Source organism: Pseudomonas sp. 3HC3 (genome assembly GCF_044904505.1).
Lineage (GTDB): Bacteria > Pseudomonadota > Gammaproteobacteria > Pseudomonadales > Pseudomonadaceae > Aquipseudomonas > Aquipseudomonas putida_Y.
In genome coordinates this window covers 381,269-401,584 of sequence record NZ_JADDRH010000003.1, presented here as the reverse complement: position 1 = coordinate 401,584, position 20,316 = coordinate 381,269, and the positions used below count along the sequence as shown (strand labels likewise).

Sequence of the window (20,316 nt, the reverse complement as noted above, 5' to 3'; positions counted from 1 at the left end):
ATGTTGGCCAGAAGCAAAAAGCTTCCTCGAACAGGCCTGATACATAGATGCAACCGGGTTCCTATGTTCAAAAAAGCAGCTAGACAGTGTGGGCGAGTCCATACATAGGAGCGGGTTTACCCGCGAATACGGTAGCGGCGTCAACGGTGAACGGCGGGTGGAGATTGGCCAGCAGGCCCGGCCCTTTCGCGGGTAAACGGCGGCCTGTGTTCAACCCCCGATGTATGTCCACCACCAATCTGTGTAGGAGCGGGTGAACCCGCGAATACGGTAGCGGCGTCAACGGTGAACGGCGGGTGGAGATTGGCCAGCAGGCCCGGCCCTTTCGCGGGTAAACGGCGGCCTGTGTCCAACCACCGATGTGTGTCCACCACCAATCTGTGTAGGAGCGGGTTTACTCGCGAATACGGTAGCGGTGGCAACGGTGAACGGCGGCTGGAGATTGGCCAGCAGGGCCGGCCCTTTCGCGGGTACAGGCAGTCGACCACTCAAAGCGGGCGCAGCAGGCCAAAGCGCTTGCGCAGTGCCCAGTCCAGCAACCGCCGCGGCAGCAACCGTGCCATCAGCGGCAAGGCTGTACTGCCATTCCCCAGCCGCACCCGTGCTGGCGCCGGCGACTTGCCGACGGCTGCCAGCACGCCTTGGGCAAATACCGCCGCCGACGTTGGCTTGTCCTGCGATGCCCGCGCCCGCGCCTGCACATGCTCACGCAAAGGCCACCACGCCGAGTCCATCGCCAGTACCTGCTCGGCCTGGCGCTGGGCATTGCTGGCGAACTGCGAGGCGATTGCGCCCGGCTGTACTTCCATCACCTGCACACCGAACGGTGCCAGTTCCAGGCGCAAGGCATCGCTCAGGGCATGCACGGCCGCTTTCGAGGCGCAGTACGCGCCGGCGAATGGCGTGACCAGCACGCCCGATACACTGCCGATATTCACCACCAGGCCGCGTGAGCGGCGTAGCAGCGGGAACAGCGCCCGGGTAACGCCGACCACGGCGAAAACGTTGGTTTCGAACTGCTGGCGCAGGGCGTCGACGCCACCATCGAGCAGTGGGCCCATGGCGCCGTAGCCGGCGTTGTTGATCAGGATATCGAGGGTTTCCAATTCCTCTGCCAGGCGGGCCAGCGCCTCGCCGTCGTTTACATCCAGCTGCCGGGCCGTATAGCCGGCGGCACTCAGTTGCTCGACATCCTCAGGCTTGCGGGCGGTGGCCCAGACATGGTGGCCGGCATCGCGGAAGGCGTCGGCCAGGGCGCGGCCGATGCCGCTGGAACAACCGGTGATCAGGACGGTGGGCATGGTTGGGGCCTGTTGTCATGTAAGAAACACATCAATTGGCAAATGTACCTTGCAGGTGTTCTGCCCGGAACTCCAGGGTCTGCGGCCGATAGCCGGAACGCAGCGGCGGCAATGGCAGGCAGTCTTGCCACTCGGCCCCTGGCTGCAACTCACCCGGCCCTCGGTATCGCGGTGCATTGTAGGTGTTCTCGGCCAGGTTTACGGTATCGCCGGGTGCATACGCCGCCACACGCCAACGCAGTTCGGTCAGCGGCACGTCGTTGCCGTTCTTCATGCGTACCTGCAGGGCACGGTCGGCGGGACAGTGTTCGGGGGCGTAGGTCAGGCGCAGGGCCAGGTGTGCCAGTCGGCTGCTTTCGCGGCTGTCTTGCCAGACGACGAACGAAGCCACCAAGCCCAGGCCACATACGGCCGCCAGGGAGATGGGGAGAGCCTTGGCTGGGTAACGCAACAACAACACCAGCCAGGTGAGGATCAGCAGGGCACCGATCAGCATCGCGTAATCGCCTCATTCGCGCGCAGGGATGGCTACAGCCTACCTAAAACCCAGCGGTCAGGTAACCGGTGAGCACCTATGCCAGAAGCCAGACCTGGCATTACTGCGAGTAGTGGAAAGGGTACATCCATTCTAGATTCCGCCATGCCTATTCAAATGGAGCATGGCCATGAGTCATACAGCGATTGAGCAAAAGCCTGTGCAAGAAATGAAAAAAACACCTGCCAAGGGCGAAGTGACGGCAGTCATCAGCCTGGCGGGTCAAAGGGAGGATTTCGTTTCAGAGGGTGTGGACTACGGGAACGCTGAACAATCAGCGTGGTTGTATGCGTACAAGGGGCAGGCCGAAGATGCGGACGTCTACATTGACTTCGATCTGGAACTACAGGAGGGCGTGAGGGATGTCGTTATCGGTGATAAGGCGAACCGGGCGCTTGTTCACAAGCGCGGCACAACCTATGGCGGCTATGCGAAATCCGGGCGTATCCGGAAACTCGAAATGACTGCCACAAGCATCAGGGCTGAATCCTTCGAATTTGAAGGGGAGGATGATTTGCAGCGACCTTTCAAGGTGGTGGGTGGCCCATTCGACATCTACGTCATAGCCCCGAGCGTTGAATGAGCAGGCTCGCCCCTGGTCAGCCCAGGGGCGAGTCAGCATTTACTGCGCGATGGTCTTCACCGAAACGCCGCGCTCCATGGGGGTGGACGTGCGCCCATACACATCCTCGAAGCGCTCGATGTCATCCTCGCCCAGGTAGCTGCCGGACTGCACTTCGATGATCTCCAGCGGGATCTTGCCCGGGTTGCGCAAACGGTGCACCGAAGCGATGGGGATATAGGTCGACTGGTTTTCGGTCAGCAGGAACACGTTCTCGTCGCAGGTCACCTCGGCGGTACCGGATACCACGATCCAGTGCTCGGCGCGGTGATGGTGCATCTGCAGCGACAGGCTGGCGCCCGGCTTGACGGTGATGTGCTTGACCTGGAAGCGGCCGCCCATATCCACCGAGTCGTACGAGCCCCACGGGCGATACACTTCCAGGTGGTTCTGGGTTTCCGTGCGGCCCTGTTCGTCGAGGGTCTTGACCATCTGCTTGACGCCCTGGACCTTGTCCTTGTGGGCAATCATCATGGCATCCTTGGTCTCGACCACCACGATGTTCTCCAGGCCGATCACCGACACCAGTTTGCCGTTGCCGTGGATCATGCAGTTGCGGCTGTCTTGAACCACCACGTCGCCCTTGGTGACGTTGCCGTTGTCGTCTTTCTCGTGCACTTCCCACAGCGACGACCAGCAGCCTACATCGCTCCAGCCGGCCGACATCGGCACCACGCAGGCACGCTGGGTTTTCTCCATCACCGCATAGTCAATGGAGTTGTCCGGGCAGCAGGCGAAGGTGGCTTCGTCGATGCTCAGTACATCGCCGTCTTCCTGGCTGCGCTCCAGGGCCAGTACGCAGGTATCGTAGATGTCGCCGTCGTGCTTTTTCAGCTCTTCGAGGAAGCGGCTGGCGCGGAACAGGAACATACCGCTGTTCCAGAAGTAACCACCGGCCTGGACGAACTCGGCGGCGCGTTTTTCGTCGGGCTTCTCGACGAACTGCGCAACCCGCGCCACGCCTTCGGGCAGCAGCGCATCCTGGCTTGAACGGATGTAGCCATAGCCAGTTTCCGGCTTGGTCGCCGGCACGCCGAACAGCACCATCTCGCCACGCTCGGCGGCCACGGTGGCCAAGGCCAGGGCACGTTGCAGGGCTTTCTGGTCATCGATCACATGATCGGCAGGCAGCACCAGCATCAGCTCGTCGCGGCCTTCGTTGACCAGCTTCATGGCAGCCATGGCCACGGCCGGCGCGGTGTTGCGGCCGAACGGTTCCATGAGGATGCCCTGGGTTTCCAGCTTCAGTGCGGCCAGTTGCTCCTGGACGATGAACTTGTGGTCCTTGTTACAGACCACGATCGGGGTGTCCATGCCCTCGAATACCAGGCGCTCGATGGTTTGCTGGAACAGCGTGTGTTCACCGGTCAGGGCCAGGAACTGTTTGGGGAACTGTTTGCGCGACAGAGGCCACAGACGAGAACCGCTACCACCAGAAAGAATTACCGGGATCATCATGTTTCTCCAATAGTCGTTGAGAGGCAGGGGAATCAGTTGCTAGCCACGGGGCGAGTTACCCACACCGGCGACAAGGCGTTGCCGGAACCCGTTACGTACAGCACTGCGGCTTCGCCGCGTTCCAGGGCGACGGGTTTTACGTCACCCACTTTCTTGTCTCCTTGGTACAGCGCCAGGTTGACCTTGACCGGGTTGATTTCACGTTCGCCACGGCCGTTGGCGGCCACCGGCTTGACCACTTCGGTCTTGCCGTCGGCGGTTTTCAGGGTCAGCTGCTGGTCGCTCAGGTTCTGTACACGCACCAGAGCTTTCTGCTTGTTCTTGAACGGTGGTTCTTCGATCAGTTTCGGGTTGCCGTTGTTGCTGTTGACCAGGGTGTAGTACTTGTCCGAGGCCAGCTTGACCGGCACGCTCTTGCCGCCGACCTGGGCGGTGTAGTCGCCGCCTGGCAGGAAGCTGAAGTCGCTGCTGGCCTGGGCACCAACCTGTTTGATCTGGGTGTTGCCGACCGATGCTGCGGCCGGTGCGCTGGTGGCGTTGTACAGGCGTACGAAGGTCGAGCCTTTCGGCGCGCTAGGGCCATAAAGCGCGGCGTCGGCACCGGCGAAGGCCTGCATCGAAGCAAGGGAAAGGCCGGCCGCGAGGGTGAGGGCTTTGGCAATGGAAGTCTTGGTAGTCATGTGCGTTTCCTCTCTATCAGTCAGTGGTCTGTCCGGGTGGACGACAAGGCCAGGTTTTGTTCGGATTTACGGGAGTTTTTCAGCTGCGCGATCCACTGCGGATCGAAGCTGCTGAGGTCGTTTTTCATTGGCAGATAACGTTCGGGGAATTCCCACACCACCACTTGTGGTGCGGCGTTTTTGAAGGCATCGCTTTGCAGGTACTTGAGCATCGGCAGCAGCGGGCCATGGCCGTCTTCGGCGTAGTTGGCGACGTCACTGCGCAGGGCCTGCTGCAGCGCGCCGAGGAAGTTCCAGTGCGGGTTGGCGCTGTAGCTGGTGCCTACCAGTGCAACCGGGATCTGCTTGTCGGCGAACAACGCGTCGCCGGCGTCACCCTCGGTGTCGACTGGGCGAGTGGTGCGTTGCTGCAGGTTGTCCGGGGTCGGCAGCAGGTTGCTGAACAGCGGGTCCAGTGGCAGGAAGTTGGTCAGGTCGCCCTTGTAGGGCGCAGTGTTGCCGGCTTCGGTGATGAAGGCTTGTGGGTCGCCGTTGAGCAGGCTCTGGCGGCTGACCGCTTCGGCCAGCGCCTGCGCCGCCACTTCGGCCCCCATAGGCGTCCAGTGGGTATCGGTACGCAGGAACACCTGGCCGCGGGCCTTGGCCTGCTCCATCGGTGCCATCAGGTCCGGTGCGAACACGTTGGCCTGGCGTGCCTGGGCATGGAACTGGTTATACAGGTCGTCATGCAGGCTGGCAGGCTGCTCTTTGCCCAGGTACTCGGCGTAGACCCGCGCCTTGGCCGGCACTATCGCCAGCACCAGCTGGCTGCCGTGTTGCTGCAGGGTGTCGCGTACGCCGCGGATCAGTGCCAGGTTTTCCTGCATCAATTGCTCGGCACCGGCGGTGGGCTTGAACTCCTCGTCGCTGAACAACCACTGGTCGCGGCCCAGTACCACACCCGGGCGGCCTTCGTTGAACAGCTTGAAGTCCATTGCCGCCCACAGGTTGGTGCCCAGGCGCTTGATCGGGAACTCGGCGTCGTAGTGGGTTTCGGCGGCCTTGGCCAGCTTGCCGTTGAGCAGGGTCATCTGCTCGGTGCGCTGGAAGCTCTGCAGGCCACCGGTGGACCAGGCGCCCATGCCGACCAGCAGGCCGAGGAATGACAGGGAGTAGGTGATGCGTAATGTCCGGGTCATGGTCATCAACCTCAGAACTGGAAGTAAAGGAACGGCGAGTAGCTTTGCGCCGAAAGCTTGAGGATCGAGGCGACGAACAGCAGCAGGATCAGTGCGCGGGTCATCACTCGGGTCCAGTCCAGGCCGATCGAGCCGTCAGCGTTGACCTGCACCGGGATCGCCGTGGGCGCCGGTCTGGCATTTCGGTAGAAGTCACGCAGGCCGAAGAACGCCAGGGTGAGGTAGGCGATGACCAGGGTGGCAACCTGCAGGCCGGTGAGCTGGGCACGGTTGAGCTCCGACAGCTGCCAGTCACCGAAGCTGAACATGGCGCCGTACATGCGGGCGGCCACATGCAGGTTTTCGGCGCGGAAGATCACCCAGCCGACCACCACCAGCAGGAAGGTGAAGGCCCACTTCACCGGGTTGAAGCGCTGCGGGTTGGTGTCGATGCCCAGCGCCCGCTCGATGGCCAGCCACATGCCGTGCCAGGCGCCCCAGATGATGTAGGTGAAGTTCGCACCGTGCCACAGGCCGCCCAGCAGCATGGTCAGGAACAGGTTGCGGTAGGTATTGAAGGTGCCTTTGCGGTTGCCGCCCAGGGTGATGTACAGGTAGTCGCGCAGCCAGGTCGACAGGCTGATATGCCAGCGCCGCCAGAACTCGGTGATCGACTGGCTGATATAGGGCTGCTTGAAGTTTTCCATGAAACGGAAGCCCATCATCAGGCCCAGGCCGATGGCCATGTCGCTGTAGCCGCTGAAGTCGAAGTACAGCTGCGCGGTGTAGGCCAGGGCGCCGAGCCAGGCATCGCCGGTGGTGGGGTTTTGCAGGGCGAAGCAGTGATCGGCGACCACGGCCAGGGTGTCGGCGATGAACACTTTCTTGATGAAGCCCTGCATGAAACGGGTGCAGCCTTCGGAAAACTTGTCCAGGGTGTGGGTACGGTTGTTGAACTGGTCGACCAGGTCCTTGAAACGCAGCACGGGGCCTGCGATCAGGTGCGGGAAGATCGCCACGAAGGCTGCGAAGTCGATCAGGTTGCGGGTCGCCGGGGTGTCGCCGCGGTATACGTCGATGATGTAGCTGATCGACTCGAAGATGTAGAACGAGATACCGATCGGCAGCAGCACGTGGGTCAGAATGAATGGCTCCAGGCCAAACGACGTCATGATCGCGTTCAGGCTGTCGACGCCGAAGTTGGCGTACTTGAAGTAGCCGAGGATCGCCAGGTCGACACCCACGCCGAGCAGCAGCCAGCGCTGCGCCGGCTTGGTGCGCACACCGGCGGCACCGACTTTCAGGCCGATCCAGTAGTTCCACAGGGTGACCCCGGCGAACAGTGCCAGGAAATCCACCCGCCACCAGGCATAGAAGATGTAGCTGGCGATCAGCAGCAGCAGGTTGCGATAACGTTGCCCGCTCAAGTAGTACAGGCCGAGGAAGATCGGCAAGAACAGGAACAGGAACACGTTGGACGAGAAGACCATCCCGGTTCTCCTAATTTGTTCACAGCATCCAGGGCAAAGCGCCCCCCAAACCCCCCACAAAAAAGTGGGAGATACCTAGTCCCCCGTAGGAGCGGGTTCACCCGCGAATGAGGCCGGCACAGGGCACCGCAGATGGCAGGCCCGGCCTCTTCGCGGGTAAACCCGCTCCTACAGGGATGGTGTTACTTTTTACGCTCTGCACTCGGGTCGTAGACCCGGGTCACATCGCCGCCCAGCCGGAAGCTGTTGAACGGCTGCATGTCGTGCTTGCGCTCAAGCGTGTCGCCAACGCAGTGGTACAGCGCGCACCAGGGCTCGAGCCAGGAATACTTGCTGTCGACCTTGAGGTCGGTCATGTCCTGTTTCTTGCCCGCGCGCGCCTTGAAGTGGCTGGGATCGCGGGCGCCGGCCAGCACGCCTTCACCCAGGCGTTGCAAGGCGAAGTTGTTCTCGGCGCGCAGGTCGACGCCATTGGCCTGGGCGAAGCTGGCAATCATCGCCAGCGGCGGCAAGGCGTAGTTGTGATAGGCCAGCGCGCGCTGCTTGCGCTTGATTTCGTTGGGCAGGAAGCCCTGGTCATCCACCTGGTTGGCGCCCACCTTGTATTCCTTCACGGCCCAGTCGAACAGGTCGCGCCGGTCGGTGGCGACGGCGGTAGCCATGACCGACCAGGCCGCCCAGTAGCTGTGGTTGTTGATCTTCTCCAGCGGCAGGTTGCTCCAGTCACGCACAGTCTGCTCGGCCAGGCGGGTAAGCCATTTTTCGATCAGGTCGGCCTCGGCCTGGTGTGCGGCCAGCGGCTGCGAGTTGGAGAATTTCAGGCGCAGCCACGAACCGCTCATGCTGCCCAGCGCCCATTTGCGCATCGACTTGCCGGTATGGTTGTAGTCGGTGGACAGCAATGCACCGGCGCGTGCCCAGGTGCCCAGCCACGTCAGGGTGCAGTCGAGTTGCGCCGGGCGGCCGTCGCGCATGTACTGGCCGACCATCTTGCTCACGCCTTTCTCAAGCGTGGTGATGTCTTCGGTCGACTTGCGGAAGGCTTTTTCCGAGGCCGCGTTGAGCGTTGCCCGTGCCTTGTCCGAGCCTTCGTACTTGCTGCGAAACTGCAGCGCGCCGGTGTATGGCTTGGGCGCCGCTTCGCAGCGGAAATTGCCATCGCCGGTCTTGAGTTTTTCGATCCCCTCGTAGTAACCCTGCGGCGGTACCAGCGCGGCGTGCGCGGCACCGCCAAACAAGGCCAACGCGAGCAGGGCGGGGCTGGAAATACGCTTGATGATGGTCATGGGTCGCCTCACTGGCCGGCCTGCGCGGTTTGCGCAGGCACGGCGAAGTTGTTGCGTTTGCAGAGCTTGGCTTCGACCTTCTGGGTGCCGCTTTCCGGCCCCTGTACCTCGAACGCCAGCAGGCGCTGGCTGGCCCAGTCCTCGTCTTCGCGCATCTGGAAGACGAAGCGGCCGTCGGTGTCGGAGGTTTCAGGCTTTTCCAGCTTGATGTCCTCGTGGCGGCCGTTGAGGTACCAGAGGGTGGCCTGCAACACCTTCACCGAGGGGTCTTCGAACTTGACGTCCATCTGCAGGTTGCGGTTGATCAGGTCTTTGATTACGCCGCCCTTGCCGTTGACCATCAGCTCGTTCTTGCCCGGCTTGAGGGTGGTGTTGGCGCTCATCAGGGCTGGGCGGTCGTCGCAGCCGTCATCGAGCAGGCCGAGGATTTGCCGCCAGATGGTTTCCTGGTTCAGGCGGTACAGCGGGGAGAATTCCCAGATGAGGATCTTCGGCGGGTTCTTCTGGAATTCCTCGCTGCCCAGGTACTCGATCATCGAGCCTTCCAGGCCTCCGCCTGGGAAGGCGACGTTGAGCACGTCGGCGCCGATGTATTGCTCGAGGAAGCCCGAGAAGTTGTAGTTCTTGCCACTGTGGCTGGTCCCGACCAGGGTGATCTGCGCGTTGCCGCTGTCACCGAACAGGTCGTCGCCGCCGCTCGAGCCTTTCGGCTCGGTGGCGAACTGGTCCATGTACTGGACGGCGTAGCTGGTACCGCACAGTTGGCCGGCAACGTTGTGCAGGGTGCCGGTCTTGCCCATGCGCCCGGACTTCTTCGTCTCGAATTCCTTGCGCGGGATGCCTTCGAAGGCTGGCATCTTGTGCACGGTGTCGGCCACGATCTTCGCCGCGCGCTCGGCACCGTAAGGCGTCCAGTGCTGGTCGCCACGGAAGTAGAAATCCTTGCCCTGGTCGGCGGCGGCCAGTTGCTCGTTGGTCAGTGGTGACAGGTCGGGCACGTTGTAGCCCATGCTGGCGAAGCGCTTGAGCATGGCCTGGTAGTTACCCAGGGCCTTCTGGTAGTCGAAGGCGGCTTTTTCGGCCGGGTTGAGCATGTTGCGGTTCACCAGGCCACGGGTCGGCTGGTACACCACCACCAGTTCCACACCACGCTTCTTGAACGCGTCGTGCACTTGTTGCAGGCGTTTGTAGCCGGCCGGGGTGGTATTGAACTCGGTGCGCAGGTCTTCGCGGGTGCGGAACAGCCAGTCGCCCTGGGCCTGCACCAGCGTGGTGAAGTTTTGCTGATAGCGGGTGGTGTAGCGGCTGGCATCGTGCGCTTCAGGGCACAACTGGCAGCAGGGCTCGGCGTTGAAGGTCGGGGCCTTGACGTCTTCGGCGCGCACGCCCTGGCTGATTGCCAGAAGGGCGGCGGACAGGCCCAGCAGTTTCATCAGGTGTGGAGTCATGGTCTGGGCTTCCTTAATCGATCATTTCGGTCTGGCGTTCGACCGGGTCGATCAGCACAGCCTTCTGCTGGCGTACCAGCAGGTCGAGGATTTCGTCCTGGCGCTCGCCCAGCACACCATTGAGGCTGATGCCGCTGGCCTTGCGCGGGGCGAGCATGGATACCTTGTACAGCTCGACCGACAGCGGCGAGTCGATCGACAGCGGGCCGGAGCCGTTGGCCGATAGCTCGCCACCCACTACGATCAGCGACACCTTGGTGTCGAACGGGTCGAGGGCGATGTCGCGGTCGGTGTCGGACAGGTCCTTGATGTGGCCGTATACGCCGACCAGGCCGTTGGCCATGGCGACGTTTTCGTACAGGCGGATGTTCACGCTGTTACGCACGCGGATGCCGTGGCGGCGGTTGTTGACCAGCTTGTTGCCCCAGATCAGGTTGTCGCCGCTTTCGTACAGGGTGATGCCGTCGGTGTGGTTGCGGTAGATCTCGTTGTAGGCCACCAGGTTGTTGACGCTGTTACGGTCGATCACGACGCCCGAGAGCTTGTTGTCGTAGCTCTTGTTGTTGATGATCCAGCTGTCGTTGACCTCACGCGAGACGATGATGCCGTGCTTCTTCTTGGTGCCGTACACGGTGTTGCCGGCGATGATCAGGCGGTGCGAACGGTCGTGCGGGTCGATGCCGTAGACGATGTTGTCGCGGTAGGTGCTGTCCTTGACCACGAAGTCCTGCGTTTCGTAGCAGTAGAAGCCGTACCACATGTCGCTGAACTCAGAGCCGATGATCCAGCCGGTGGGTTCCGGGCGGCCCATGCGCTTGGCCATGTTCGGCGTGTACTGCGAGATGCTCACGCCATACGACTTGGACTTGGCGTAGCCGAAGCTGGCCATTTTCGTGTTGACGATGTAGGTCTCGGTACCGCCCCATGACAGCAGGAACGGGCGGAACTCCTTGGGCGAGCGGAAGGTCGCCGGGCCGTTGTCCTTTTCCCGCCAGCCGGTCACCTGGGTGTCGGTTACGAACAGCTTGCCGTCATTGACCAGAAATGCGCCGCCCTCCTGGGACAGGCGCAGCTGTTTGACCTTGCCGTCGATCTCGAGGATGCCCTTTTGCCCGACCACGATCGGCAGGCGTGCCAGGTAAACCCCAGGCTCGACTTCGCTGAAGTACTGTTTGGGCACCTTCTTGCTCAATTCGGTCAGGTCGACATGGCCGTCATCGATGAAGATGGCCTGCGGGATGCCGTGCTGGCGCTGCACCCACTCGGCGGCCTTGTTGTCGCCGCCGACGAACTCCTTGAGGGTGTCCTCCTGGAACATACGGCGCAGGCTGACCTTGCCCTTGTGGCGGCGGTCGATTTTCTTCTGCACCGCCTCGGCCGTGAAACCGGTAAGGTCGGGCAGCTTTGGCGGGTCCAGCTGCAGTGGCTCGATCGGTGCGCTGGCCACCGTGTAGGTCTTGGCCTGCTGCAGCTCCTTGGCGATCACCTGGGGCTCTGCGGCAGTGGCCAGGCCGCTTGCCAGCAGCAAGGCACTGGCCAACAGGCTGTGACGTAAGTGCGGGTGAAGGTTCATCACGGTCAGTCCCCTACCGGCCTCAGAAGCGCCAGATGACGTCGACGAAGGCGCGGTGCATGTACGAGTCCGCTTCCTTGCCGTAGGCGTCGCCCGGCTTGAATACACCGGCACGCAGGCGCACCAGGGCTGACGGCTCGTCGATTGCCTGGCTCATCGAAGCCGGCAGCAGGCCTTGCTTGAAGTACTTGGTCACGACCACGTCCATTTCCTGGCCAAGGTCTTTTTCGCCATCGACCAGCGGGCGATTCACGCCGTTGTCGTTGACCACCGCGTTGATGCCACTGGAGCCAATGTTCTGGTTGCCGTCGACGCGCCAGAACTTGTGGTAGATCAGGCTGGCGTCGTAGTCGTCGCGCAGCTGCCACGAAGCGAACAGGGTGGCTGCCTGCAGGTTGCCCAGCTCGCCACGGAACGCTTCGCCGAAGCGGTGCACGCGAGAGCGGGTGCCGGTGAAGTTGGAGCGGTTGCTCTCCAGGCCGGTCTGCTCGAAGTTGTTCGAGCCGTCATCGCCACCACCACCGCTACCGCGGGCATAGGCCGCGCCGACCTGCCATTGCGGGTCCAGGCGCAGGCGGATGCCGAGGTCGGTTGCCCAGGCGTTGACGTCACCGCTCTGCTTGCCGGTGGCGACCTGGTCGTCACCCACCTGCTGGGTGCTCAGCTTGTCGCGGTCACCGGTCAGCCAAGTGACGCTGCCCCAGTAATTCACGGTGTGGTCGTTGCGCCAGTTGTAGGCGTCGCTGTTGGCCTCAAGGCCCAGCCAGGTGAGGTCGCCGATACGGGTCTTGTCCAAGGCGTCGACGGTTTCGCCGGGGTTCTTCAGGCTGCCGTTGTCGTGCGTATGGTGTGCCCGCACGCCGACCCAGTGGCCAGGCGTCCACTGGGTGGCGACGTTGCCGTAGAGATGGGTGCGGTCCTTGTCTTCCGGGGCCAGCTCGGTGAGGTCGGTGCGGTATTCGCTGAAGCGCTGCGCCACGCCCAGGTCGGCCTTGAGCAGGGTGGTGTCGAAGGTCCAGTTCAGCGCTTCGATGTTGGTATCGCGCCACATGCCATCGTCGCTGCGCAGGCGCTGGCGACCGAAGCGCAGTTGCTCGCCGGGGTAGGCGGTGAGGCCGCTGTAGCCGATCCAGAACTCGCGCATGGCCAGGTAGCTTTTGTCTGGTTGACGGCTGTCGTCGCCGGTTTCAGTGCTGGTGCCGTCGCCGTTCTGGCGCAAGGTGTCGGTTTCGATGGTGTCGGTCGCAGCGACCGCCTGGCCCATGGCGTAGGCGCTCCAGTTACCGCGCTCGGCGTACACCCACGGGCGCAGATCCAGGCCCAGGCCGTTGACATCACCGCCAGAGCGGGTGCCCAGGTCTCGATCGTCTTCCGATTGCCCGGTGATTTTCACGTCCAGGCCGAAGTTTTTCTCGGCGGTCATTTCCGCCAGGGTCGGGCAGGACCACAGCAGGGCGAAGCTCAGACCGATACCGGCTTTCACGAAGGGGTTGAGCGTCATAGCGAGTCCTCACCGTCTACTTCTTTTTCGTCGTCTTGCAGGGCTTCGAGGGCCAGGGTGCTATTCGCGCCCTGCGCCATGCTGCCGCGTGCACGCTTTTCCTGGTCCAGCAGTTGCTGGGCCTGGTTGCGCTCGTCAGGTGTCAGTTGCTGGTCAAGCTTCTGCAGCAGTTCCGCCGATTGTGGCGTCGGGTTGGCCTGCGACAGCTGGGCAAACACCCAGGCGTTGCCCGGTTGCGGGCGGATGCCATGGCCCTCGCTGAATAGCTGGGCCAGGGCATAATCGGCGCTGTTCTGCCCGCCACGGGCGGAGGCCAGCAGGTGGTCGACGGCCTTCTGCGGCTCGACGTTGCCCAGGTAGCCGCGGCGGTAAAGCTGGCCCAGGTAGTAATGGGCGCTGATCTCACCGGCTTCGGCAGCGGCTTGCAGGTGCTGCTCGGCTTTGTGAGCGTCGGCAGGCAGGGTTTTGCCTTCGTAGTACAGACGGCCCAGCAGCAGTTCGGCGCGTGGCTGTTCAGCTGCGCGGCCTTTGTCGATGTAGGCCATCAACTGTTCGGTGTCGCCCAATTCGGGGAAGTCGTATACCAGCTGTGCCAGGCTGACCCAGGACGCCGGGTTGGCCGGGGCTACTTGCTCAAGCAGATCCTTGGCGGTTTTTTCGTCGGTCTGGCCGAGGCTGCGATCGGCCAACACCCGGGCCACGCTGTCGACCCGGGTGGCCGGTACGGCGCCGCGGGCATAGGCGGATTTCAGCTGGCCGAGCAGGGCGGCTTGCTGATCGGCCTGGCCACGCATCTGGTACACGGTGGCCAGTTCGACGTAGCAGATGTCGGTGGTGTTCAGCGCGGCCTTGCAGATTTTCTCCACCTCGCCCAGGTGCTGGTCGTAGGTGCCCTGGGTGCGGTACAGCAACACCTGGGCCAGGCCTGCTTCCGGGTTGCCGGCGGCGCGCCACTGGTCGATCTGCTGCTGTGCGTTGACCTCGGGAAAACTTTGCGGGTAGCTGAGGTAGAGCATTGCCAGCGGAATCAGGGTATTGCTTTGGCCCTGTTTCGCGGCCTGCTTGAGCAGGGTTTCGGCTTCCTCACGTTCGGCCTGGGTGCTGTCAGGCTTGGCCACCAGCAGGCGGCCAAGGCGTGCCTGGGCACGTGGCGAAGTGGCGGCCGCAGCGCGATAGGTGGCCTCGGCTTCCTTGATTTTCGAGGGGTCGCGGGTGGCCACCTTGATGTCCGCAAGGCCGACTTGCGCTTCGCTGTAGCCCAGGTCGGCCAGCGCCTTGTAGTTGCGCTCGGCCAATGCCGTGTCACCGCGCTTCAGGGCCTCGTTGGCCAGGCGCTGGTCCGGCAGACCGGCACAGCCGGCCAAAGTGATGGCGGCGGCCAGTGCACACAATCCCAGGTTCACGCGGACCCTGTGGGAGCGGGCAAGCCCGCGAATTTGCATGGCCGACGATGCTGTCCCTGCTGGCCTCTTCGCGGGCATGCCCGCTCCCGCAGGATAGGTGTTGGTATCAGAGATCATTGTCCGTCCCTCACAGGCCACGGGCCACGGCTTTGTCGATCAGCCAGTTCAGCGACGGGCCACGGTCGCTGTTGACCGACGCCGGGCGGCCGGCCAGTTCGGCGGGCAGGCTGCTGTCCGGCTTGATCTGCACGCGGATGGCGGAGGACAGGTCTTCGCTGTTGAGGCTGGTGCTGCTGACGATCTGACCGGTGCGCACTTCGTCTTCGCCGGCCACCTGGAAGTTGACCCGGGTGCCCGGCTTGACCTCGTCGAACTGGCGGTAGCTGAAGCGCGCCTCGACCATCGGGTTGGTGGTGCGTGGGATCAGCTGGAAGATCGGCTGGCCCTTGGCGGCGTACTGGCCGTCGTCTACCAACTGGCGCGCGACCACGCAGTCGCAGGGGCTGGTGAGGGTGCCGGACAGCTGCTTGCCGAACAGCTCCTCGATCTTCGCTGGCTCCAGCTGTGCGTCTTCAAGGTTGCCCTTGAGCATGTCCAGCATGCTGGTAGTGAAGCTGGCCAGTGGCGCGCCCTTGGCAATCGGCCCACCGCTTTCGACCAGGCTGCTCACGGTGCCGTCGCGCGGCATCGTGATGTTGGTGGTCGGCACTGCGACCACACCGGCTTCGGCGTGGCTGACGAAATACATGCCGTACAACGATTTGGCGACGAAGCCGAAGGCGGCAACGCCGACCACGAACACGCCCAGTGTGACGGTGACTGCCTTGAGGCGGCCGAAGGCGCTCAGGCCCGACCCACCGTCCTTCTGCTTGCGCGCCTTGGTGAAGTTGTCGCGCTGCAGGGTGCTGAGTACGTCGCCGATGCTGATCAGCTCACCCGACAGGTGGCTGGTGATGATGTGCCGCAATGTGGCGATGTCGCGTGGCTCAAGGTTCTGGAACTGCGCACCGATACGCCCATTGTCCGGGTTGTACGAGCGCACCTGGAACTCGATGTCGATCGACAGGCCCAGGTTGTCGACCACGAACTGCAGGCGCCCGCGCAGCACATCGCCCACCGACTGCGGTTGCTTGGCGTGGAAGCTCAGGCCGCCGGCAGATAGGTCTTCGACCTTGACTTCGTGGACCTGGCGCTGGGCGTCCAGGAACCGCAGCTTGGCGGGAATGCGTACCCGGGCGTGTTGGCGCTGGGCTTCGGACTCATGCACGACATTGACGTTCACGGCGGTATTCATGGTGGTTTGTTCCTGTTAGATCCGATCCGGGTTGGGCTCACACGACCATGAACAGCACAGCAACGAAGATGCTGGCAGCCGAGAAGGTCATGGTCCGCGAGGACCAGGTGTTGAACCATTGTTGAAAGCTGGCGAGGTCACGCTTGAGGGCAGTGGGCTGACGCGTCCACGACTGCTTGTCGAGGCGGAAGAACACGTAGATCTTCATCAGCGCGCCGATGATCTGGTTGTAATAGAGAATCAGCGGGTAGGCCGGGCCTACGTTGTGGCCGGAGCACAGCAGCATGATGGTGAGGATCAGGCGCGTGATGCCGATCCACAGCAGGTACACCAGCAAGAAGGCCATGCCGAACTTGAGGCTGGCGATCACCGCCACGGTCAGGCCCAGCAGGCTGGTCCACATCGACACGCGCTGGTCGAACAGCACGATGCTGGTGAACAGGCCCAGGCGACGCAGGCCAAGGCCCAGTGCCCGTGAGTTCTGCCGCAGGTTGTTGCCGTACCAGCGGTACATCAGCTTGCGGCTGGCCTTGAGGAAACTTTTTTCCGGCGGGTGCTCGACCGTGTTGATGGCGGCGTCCGGCACGTAGAAGGTGTCATAGCCCAGGCGCATCAGGCTGAACCAGCTGGATTTGTCGTCCCCGGTAAGGAACTTGAAGCGGCCCAGGCGCCAGTGCATCAGCGAATCGCTTTCGACGTCGGCGATGAACTCGGGGTTGGTCACCACGCTGGCGCGGAACATCGACATGCGCCCGGTCATGGTCAGTACGCGCTTGGACAGGGCCATCGAGCACATGTTGATGTGGCGCTGGGCGAAGCGCAGCTTGTGCCACTCGCTCATGATGTAGCCGCCGCGCACTTCGCAGAATTCATTGGTGGTCAGGCCGCCCACATTGGGGAACAGCTTGAACCAGGGTACGGTCTTGCGCACCACACCGTCGGCCAGCACGGTGTCACCGTCGATCACCGCCACCACGGCGTTCTCGTCCGGCAGCATGCGCGAGATGGCGCGGAAGCCGTAGGCCAGGCCATCGCGCTTACCGGTACCGGCGATTCGCACGATGTCCAGCTTCACATGGGCCGGCGGGTTGTACTTGGCCCACAGGCTCTTCACCAGCAGTTCATCGGACATTTCCACCAGCGAGCAGACCACGGTGGTGGGGAAGCCGCAGTTGATCGCCTCGCGAATCACCGAGCTGTACACCTGGGCGGTGGTCAGCGCTTCGATACGGAAGCTGGTGACCATCAGGTAGACATGCGACGGGTCGGTGGCATTACCCATTTTCTGCACCTTGCGGCGCAGGTACGGGTACACGCCGTAGAGGAAGATCATGCCGCGGATGAAATGGGTGGCGCCCATGGAGTAGCGCCAGATGCCGACTGCGCCGACCAGGAAGATGAAGTGCTTCGACTGCGAGTCGAAGATATCGGCTGGCAGGGCCAGGGCGATCAGCATGAGCAGGCTCATGTAGAGCAGCCACCCGGCGCACTGCAACAGCACTGTCTGGAGCCTTTGCATGTTCAGCATCCGTCGAGAATTCGGGAAAGGGTGGGCAGCGAGGGGGCGGCTCTTGTCGAGTGCCTCATCGCTGCCCGGCCGGGCACTTACCAGCAGATGCCTTCGGTACGGTTGGTGGTGCAGGTCGGTTTGTTCATGAAGCCGACCAGGTCGATCACCTGCTTGCCGGCTGGCGCTTGCAGGGCCAGCGCACGGAACTGCTCGTCACGGTTGCCGAGGACGATGATGTCGGCGTTGTCGATCACCTGCTGCAAGTTGGCGTTGAGCAGCGACGACACATGGGGGATCTTCGACTCGATGTAGTCCTTGTTGGCGCCGTGGACGCGGGCGTACTGGACGTTCTCGTCGTAGATGTCCAACTGGTAGCCCTTGCCGATCAGGCGCTCGGCCAGTTCCACCAGCGGGCTTTCGCGCAGGTCGTCGGTGCCGGCCTTGAAGCTCAGGCCCAGCAGGGCGACCTTGCGCTTGTCGTGGGCTTCGATCAGCTCGAAAGCGTTCTGCACCTGCGATTCGTTGCTGCGCATCAGCGAGTCGAGCAGCGGTGCACGGACATCGAGGCTGGCGGCGCGGTAGGTGAGGGCGCGTACGTCCTTGGGCAGGCACGAGCCGCCGAAGGCAAAACCTGGGCGCATGTAGTACTGGGACAGGTTGAGGACCTTGTCCTGGCAGACCACGTCCATCACTTCACGGCCATCGACACCCACGGCCTTGGCAATGTTGCCGATTTCGTTGGCGAAGGTGACCTTGGTGGCGTGCCATACGTTGCAGGTGTACTTGATCATCTCGGCCACCTCGATCGGCTTGCGGATGACCGGGGCATCGAGTTCTTCGTACAGGGCCTGGAGGATGTCACCGCTGGCGCTGTCCAGTTCGCCGATGACCGTCATCGGTGGCTGGTCGTAGTCCTTGATCGCGGTGCTTTCACGCAGGAATTCCGGGTTGACCGCCACACCGAAGTCGACGCCGGCCTTCTTGCCCGAGCAATCTTCCAGGATCGGGATGACCACGTTCTTGACGGTGCCAGGCAGCACGGTGCTGCGCACCACGATGGTGTGACGGCGGGTGGTGTCACGCAGCACGTAGCCGATTTCGCGGCACACCGACTCGATGTACTCCAGGCCCAGGTCGCCGTTTTTCTTGCTGGGGGTACCCACGCAGATCATCGACACGTCGCTGGCGCGGATGGCTTCGGCGAAGTCGGTAGTGCCGCGCAGGCGGCCATTGGCGATGCCCTGTTGCAGCAGTGCTTCCAGGCCAGGTTCGACGATGGGCGACTTGCCCTGGTTGATCAGGTCGATCTTGGTGCTGGACACGTCCACACCGATCACTTCATGGCCTCGCGCCGTCAGGCAGCCTGCACAGACTGCACCCACATAACCCAAACCAAAGATGCTGATACGCATCGCTATCACCTCATGTGTTTATCACGCCGACACCTCCGAAGAGAGCCGGGCTGGGTTGATTAACAACAGTTTTCGGGCGCACGGATCCATGGCGAATGCACACTTCGCCGAGCGCAGGCAAAATAAATCCGGAGCGCAAAAAGTTATGCACTCAAAGTTGGCACTCGATAGCCATTAATTAAAAAACGTGCCATGAAATGCAGCCGTCTTTATTGCAATGCGCTACTTGGCGCGTTGCTGTGCTTGTTTTTTCAAGTGGATAAATCCTTTGAAATCAACCACTAGGACGATTTTTAAGGGGCGCGTCTCTCCTGCATGGACAAGGTCTTCGGGGGTTTCCGTAATACCTGTCGAATTTCTCATGGCGGGCAGTGGATACCCGCCGCTGTCATCTGTAAGTCATCTCTCACAGCCCGTAGGCAGGAAAATCGTTACGGCACTATGAGCGATTGGCTTCGGCAGAAGTTCCTGAGCCAGTTTCACTCGAATGAAAGATTTCTAAATATTTATTCAGTTGCGGACAGTTTCAAATTGATAGCACGCGGGTGTTTCACCCCCGTGTATCAAGGACGTAACTGTTGCGAGATATTTTTATGCCAGCATCTGAAAAATTTTTTCAGAATTCGTCAAAAAAGGTATGAACGGTCTTATGGCGTTTGACGATAAAGGGAGGTGTGCCGGATTTTTGGCGTCGAATTCATGGCGTGATGGCGGTTTGCAGCGTGCCCTGTTGCAGGGCAGAGGGGATCACGGCAACTGACCTCTTCGCGGCTTTAGCCGCGAAGAGGGCGTGGCAGGCTCACTCCGCGGGGTGATCGCGCAGGAACACCAAATGGTCCGGCTTGGACTGCTCGGCACTGTAGTAGTAACCCTGAGCATCGAACTGCTTGAGCTGTTCCGGGGCGCTGATGCGCTGCTGGATGACGAAGCGGCTCATCATGCCGCGGGCCTTCTTGGCGTAGAAGCTGATGATCTTGTACTGGCCGTTTTTCTGGTCCTTGAAGTCGACGTTGATCACCCGGGCCTTCAGGGCGCTGCGTTTCACTGCACTGAAATACTCGTTACTGGCCAGGTTCAACAGCACGTCATCGCCTTGATCGGTCAGGGCCTGGTTCAGCCATTCGCTGATGCGCGTGCCCCAGAAGGCGTACAGGTCCTTGCCGCGGGCGTTGGCCAACTTGGTGCCCATCTCCAGGCGGTAGGGCTGCATCAGGTCGAGCGGGCGCAGCAGGCCGTAAAGGCCCGAGAGCATGCGCAGGTGGCCCTGAGCGTAGCTGAAGTCGTCTTCACTCAGGCTCTCGGCATCGAGGCCGGTGTACACGTCACCCTTGAACGCCAGCAGCGCCTGCTTGGCATTGGCCGGGGTGAAGTCTGGGGTCCAGCTGCCAAAGCGCGCAGCATTCAGGCCGGCGAGCTTGTCGGACAGGTGCATCAGCTCGCTGATCTGCGCCGGCGACAATTCGCGCAACTGCTGGATCAGGGCCTGGGATTCATCCAGGTACTGGGGCAGGGTGAAACGCTCGGTCACTGGCGGGGTGTCGTAGTCGAGGGTCTTGGCGGGGGAAATCACCGTCAGCATCGGGTCGGCTCCTGGCATCGTTGGCCGAGGATTCTACGGGGTGGGCGGTGCAAGTCCAAACTATGGC

16 protein-coding genes are annotated in these 20,316 nt (G+C 62.2%); 1 reads left to right on the top strand and 15 read right to left on the bottom strand.

Going from position 1 to position 20,316, the window contains the following annotated elements; all coding sequences use genetic code 11:
* Positions 1 to 488 precede the first annotated feature (488 nt).
* Together INQ47_RS08990 and INQ47_RS08985 are read right to left on the bottom strand one after the other, a co-directional pair.
* Positions 489 to 1,301, bottom strand: coding sequence for an SDR family oxidoreductase (locus INQ47_RS08990; RefSeq protein WP_209963591.1), 813 nt, complete (start codon positions 1,299 to 1,301; stop codon positions 489 to 491).
* 31 nt (positions 1,302 to 1,332) lie between these two features.
* A complete protein-coding gene (locus INQ47_RS08985; RefSeq protein ID WP_252460720.1) occupies positions 1,333 to 1,797 on the bottom strand; it encodes a multidrug transporter in 465 nt (154 codons plus the stop codon).
* A 169-nt stretch (positions 1,798 to 1,966) separates the two neighbouring features.
* Between INQ47_RS08985 and INQ47_RS08980 the strand changes: the two genes are divergently transcribed.
* Entirely contained in the window at positions 1,967 to 2,419 is a 453-nt protein-coding gene (locus INQ47_RS08980; protein ID WP_404701528.1) for a hypothetical protein, read from the top strand.
* A 39-nt stretch (positions 2,420 to 2,458) separates the two neighbouring features.
* Here INQ47_RS08980 and INQ47_RS08975 read toward each other — a convergent pair whose 3' ends face one another.
* From INQ47_RS08975 to yaaA, 13 genes are all read right to left on the bottom strand, one after another.
* Positions 2,459 to 3,913 carry a mannose-1-phosphate guanylyltransferase/mannose-6-phosphate isomerase gene (locus INQ47_RS08975; protein WP_029615389.1) on the bottom strand — a complete coding sequence of 485 codons (1,455 nt, stop codon included), beginning with the start codon at positions 3,911 to 3,913 and terminating at the stop codon, positions 2,459 to 2,461.
* Positions 3,914 to 3,948: 35 nt separating this feature from the next.
* A complete protein-coding gene (locus INQ47_RS08970) occupies positions 3,949 to 4,596 on the bottom strand; it encodes an alginate O-acetyltransferase AlgF (protein ID WP_021784108.1) in 648 nt (215 codons plus the stop codon).
* A 20-nt stretch (positions 4,597 to 4,616) separates the two neighbouring features.
* On the bottom strand, positions 4,617 to 5,774 hold the full coding sequence (locus tag INQ47_RS08965) for an alginate O-acetyltransferase (protein WP_404701527.1): 1,158 nt from the start codon (positions 5,772 to 5,774) through the stop codon (positions 4,617 to 4,619).
* 11 nt (positions 5,775 to 5,785) lie between these two features.
* On the bottom strand, positions 5,786 to 7,243 hold the full coding sequence (locus INQ47_RS08960; protein WP_404701526.1) for an MBOAT family O-acyltransferase: 1,458 nt from the start codon (positions 7,241 to 7,243) through the stop codon (positions 5,786 to 5,788).
* A 182-nt stretch (positions 7,244 to 7,425) separates the two neighbouring features.
* Positions 7,426 to 8,529: a mannuronate-specific alginate lyase gene (locus tag INQ47_RS08955; RefSeq protein WP_404701525.1), complete on the bottom strand. Its 1,104-nt coding sequence runs from the start codon at positions 8,527 to 8,529 to the stop codon at positions 7,426 to 7,428.
* Positions 8,530 to 8,537: 8 nt separating this feature from the next.
* Positions 8,538 to 9,977, bottom strand: a complete 1,440-nt coding sequence (locus tag INQ47_RS08950) for an alginate O-acetyltransferase (RefSeq protein ID WP_404701524.1) — start codon at positions 9,975 to 9,977, stop codon at positions 8,538 to 8,540.
* 13 nt (positions 9,978 to 9,990) lie between these two features.
* Positions 9,991 to 11,550: a mannuronan 5-epimerase AlgG gene (gene algG, locus INQ47_RS08945; protein WP_252460730.1), complete on the bottom strand. Its 1,560-nt coding sequence runs from the start codon at positions 11,548 to 11,550 to the stop codon at positions 9,991 to 9,993.
* Between the two features lie 22 nt (positions 11,551 to 11,572).
* Complete coding sequence (locus INQ47_RS08940; RefSeq protein ID WP_404701523.1) at positions 11,573 to 13,051, bottom strand: alginate export family protein; 1,479 nt, start codon at positions 13,049 to 13,051, stop codon at positions 11,573 to 11,575.
* Positions 13,048 to 14,493: an alginate biosynthesis TPR repeat lipoprotein AlgK gene (gene algK, locus INQ47_RS08935; RefSeq protein WP_404701522.1), complete on the bottom strand. Its 1,446-nt coding sequence runs from the start codon at positions 14,491 to 14,493 to the stop codon at positions 13,048 to 13,050. The genes INQ47_RS08940 and algK overlap by 4 nt, the downstream gene beginning before the upstream one ends.
* 88 nt (positions 14,494 to 14,581) lie before the next feature.
* The gene (locus INQ47_RS08930; protein WP_404701521.1) at positions 14,582 to 15,748 is read right to left on the bottom strand and encodes a PilZ domain-containing protein; all 1,167 of its coding nucleotides are present in this window, start codon (positions 15,746 to 15,748) and stop codon (positions 14,582 to 14,584) included.
* Positions 15,749 to 15,785: 37 nt separating this feature from the next.
* Entirely contained in the window at positions 15,786 to 17,267 is a 1,482-nt protein-coding gene (locus tag INQ47_RS08925; RefSeq protein WP_003251762.1) for a glycosyltransferase family 2 protein, read from the bottom strand.
* Between the two features lie 86 nt (positions 17,268 to 17,353).
* Positions 17,354 to 18,670 carry a nucleotide sugar dehydrogenase gene (locus tag INQ47_RS08920; RefSeq protein ID WP_021784118.1) on the bottom strand — a complete coding sequence of 439 codons (1,317 nt, stop codon included), beginning with the start codon at positions 18,668 to 18,670 and terminating at the stop codon, positions 17,354 to 17,356.
* Between the two features lie 799 nt (positions 18,671 to 19,469).
* On the bottom strand, positions 19,470 to 20,249 hold the full coding sequence (gene yaaA, locus INQ47_RS08915) for a peroxide stress protein YaaA (protein ID WP_392461780.1): 780 nt from the start codon (positions 20,247 to 20,249) through the stop codon (positions 19,470 to 19,472).
* Between the last annotated feature and the right edge of the window lie 67 nt (positions 20,250 to 20,316).

Coding starts and splice junctions, on each gene's coding strand:
- INQ47_RS08990 (WP_209963591.1), bottom strand. CDS start 1,301: ATGCCCACCGTCCTGATCACCGGTTGTTCCAGCGGCATCGGCCGCGCC.
- INQ47_RS08985 (WP_252460720.1), bottom strand. CDS start 1,797: ATGCTGATCGGTGCCCTGCTGATCCTCACCTGGCTGGTGTTGTTGTTG.
- INQ47_RS08980 (WP_404701528.1), top strand. CDS start 1,967: ATGAGTCATACAGCGATTGAGCAAAAGCCTGTGCAAGAAATGAAAAAA.
- INQ47_RS08975 (WP_029615389.1), bottom strand. CDS start 3,913: ATGATCCCGGTAATTCTTTCTGGTGGTAGCGGTTCTCGTCTGTGGCCT.
- INQ47_RS08970 (WP_021784108.1), bottom strand. CDS start 4,596: ATGACTACCAAGACTTCCATTGCCAAAGCCCTCACCCTCGCGGCCGGC.
- INQ47_RS08965 (WP_404701527.1), bottom strand. CDS start 5,774: ATGACCCGGACATTACGCATCACCTACTCCCTGTCATTCCTCGGCCTG.
- INQ47_RS08960 (WP_404701526.1), bottom strand. CDS start 7,243: ATGGTCTTCTCGTCCAACGTGTTCCTGTTCCTGTTCTTGCCGATCTTC.
- INQ47_RS08955 (WP_404701525.1), bottom strand. CDS start 8,529: ATGACCATCATCAAGCGTATTTCCAGCCCCGCCCTGCTCGCGTTGGCC.
- INQ47_RS08950 (WP_404701524.1), bottom strand. CDS start 9,977: ATGACTCCACACCTGATGAAACTGCTGGGCCTGTCCGCCGCCCTTCTG.
- algG (WP_252460730.1), bottom strand. CDS start 11,550: ATGAACCTTCACCCGCACTTACGTCACAGCCTGTTGGCCAGTGCCTTG.
- INQ47_RS08940 (WP_404701523.1), bottom strand. CDS start 13,051: ATGACGCTCAACCCCTTCGTGAAAGCCGGTATCGGTCTGAGCTTCGCC.
- algK (WP_404701522.1), bottom strand. CDS start 14,493: ATGCAAATTCGCGGGCTTGCCCGCTCCCACAGGGTCCGCGTGAACCTG.
- INQ47_RS08930 (WP_404701521.1), bottom strand. CDS start 15,748: ATGAATACCGCCGTGAACGTCAATGTCGTGCATGAGTCCGAAGCCCAG.
- INQ47_RS08925 (WP_003251762.1), bottom strand. CDS start 17,267: ATGCAAAGGCTCCAGACAGTGCTGTTGCAGTGCGCCGGGTGGCTGCTC.
- INQ47_RS08920 (WP_021784118.1), bottom strand. CDS start 18,670: ATGCGTATCAGCATCTTTGGTTTGGGTTATGTGGGTGCAGTCTGTGCA.
- yaaA (WP_392461780.1), bottom strand. CDS start 20,249: ATGCTGACGGTGATTTCCCCCGCCAAGACCCTCGACTACGACACCCCG.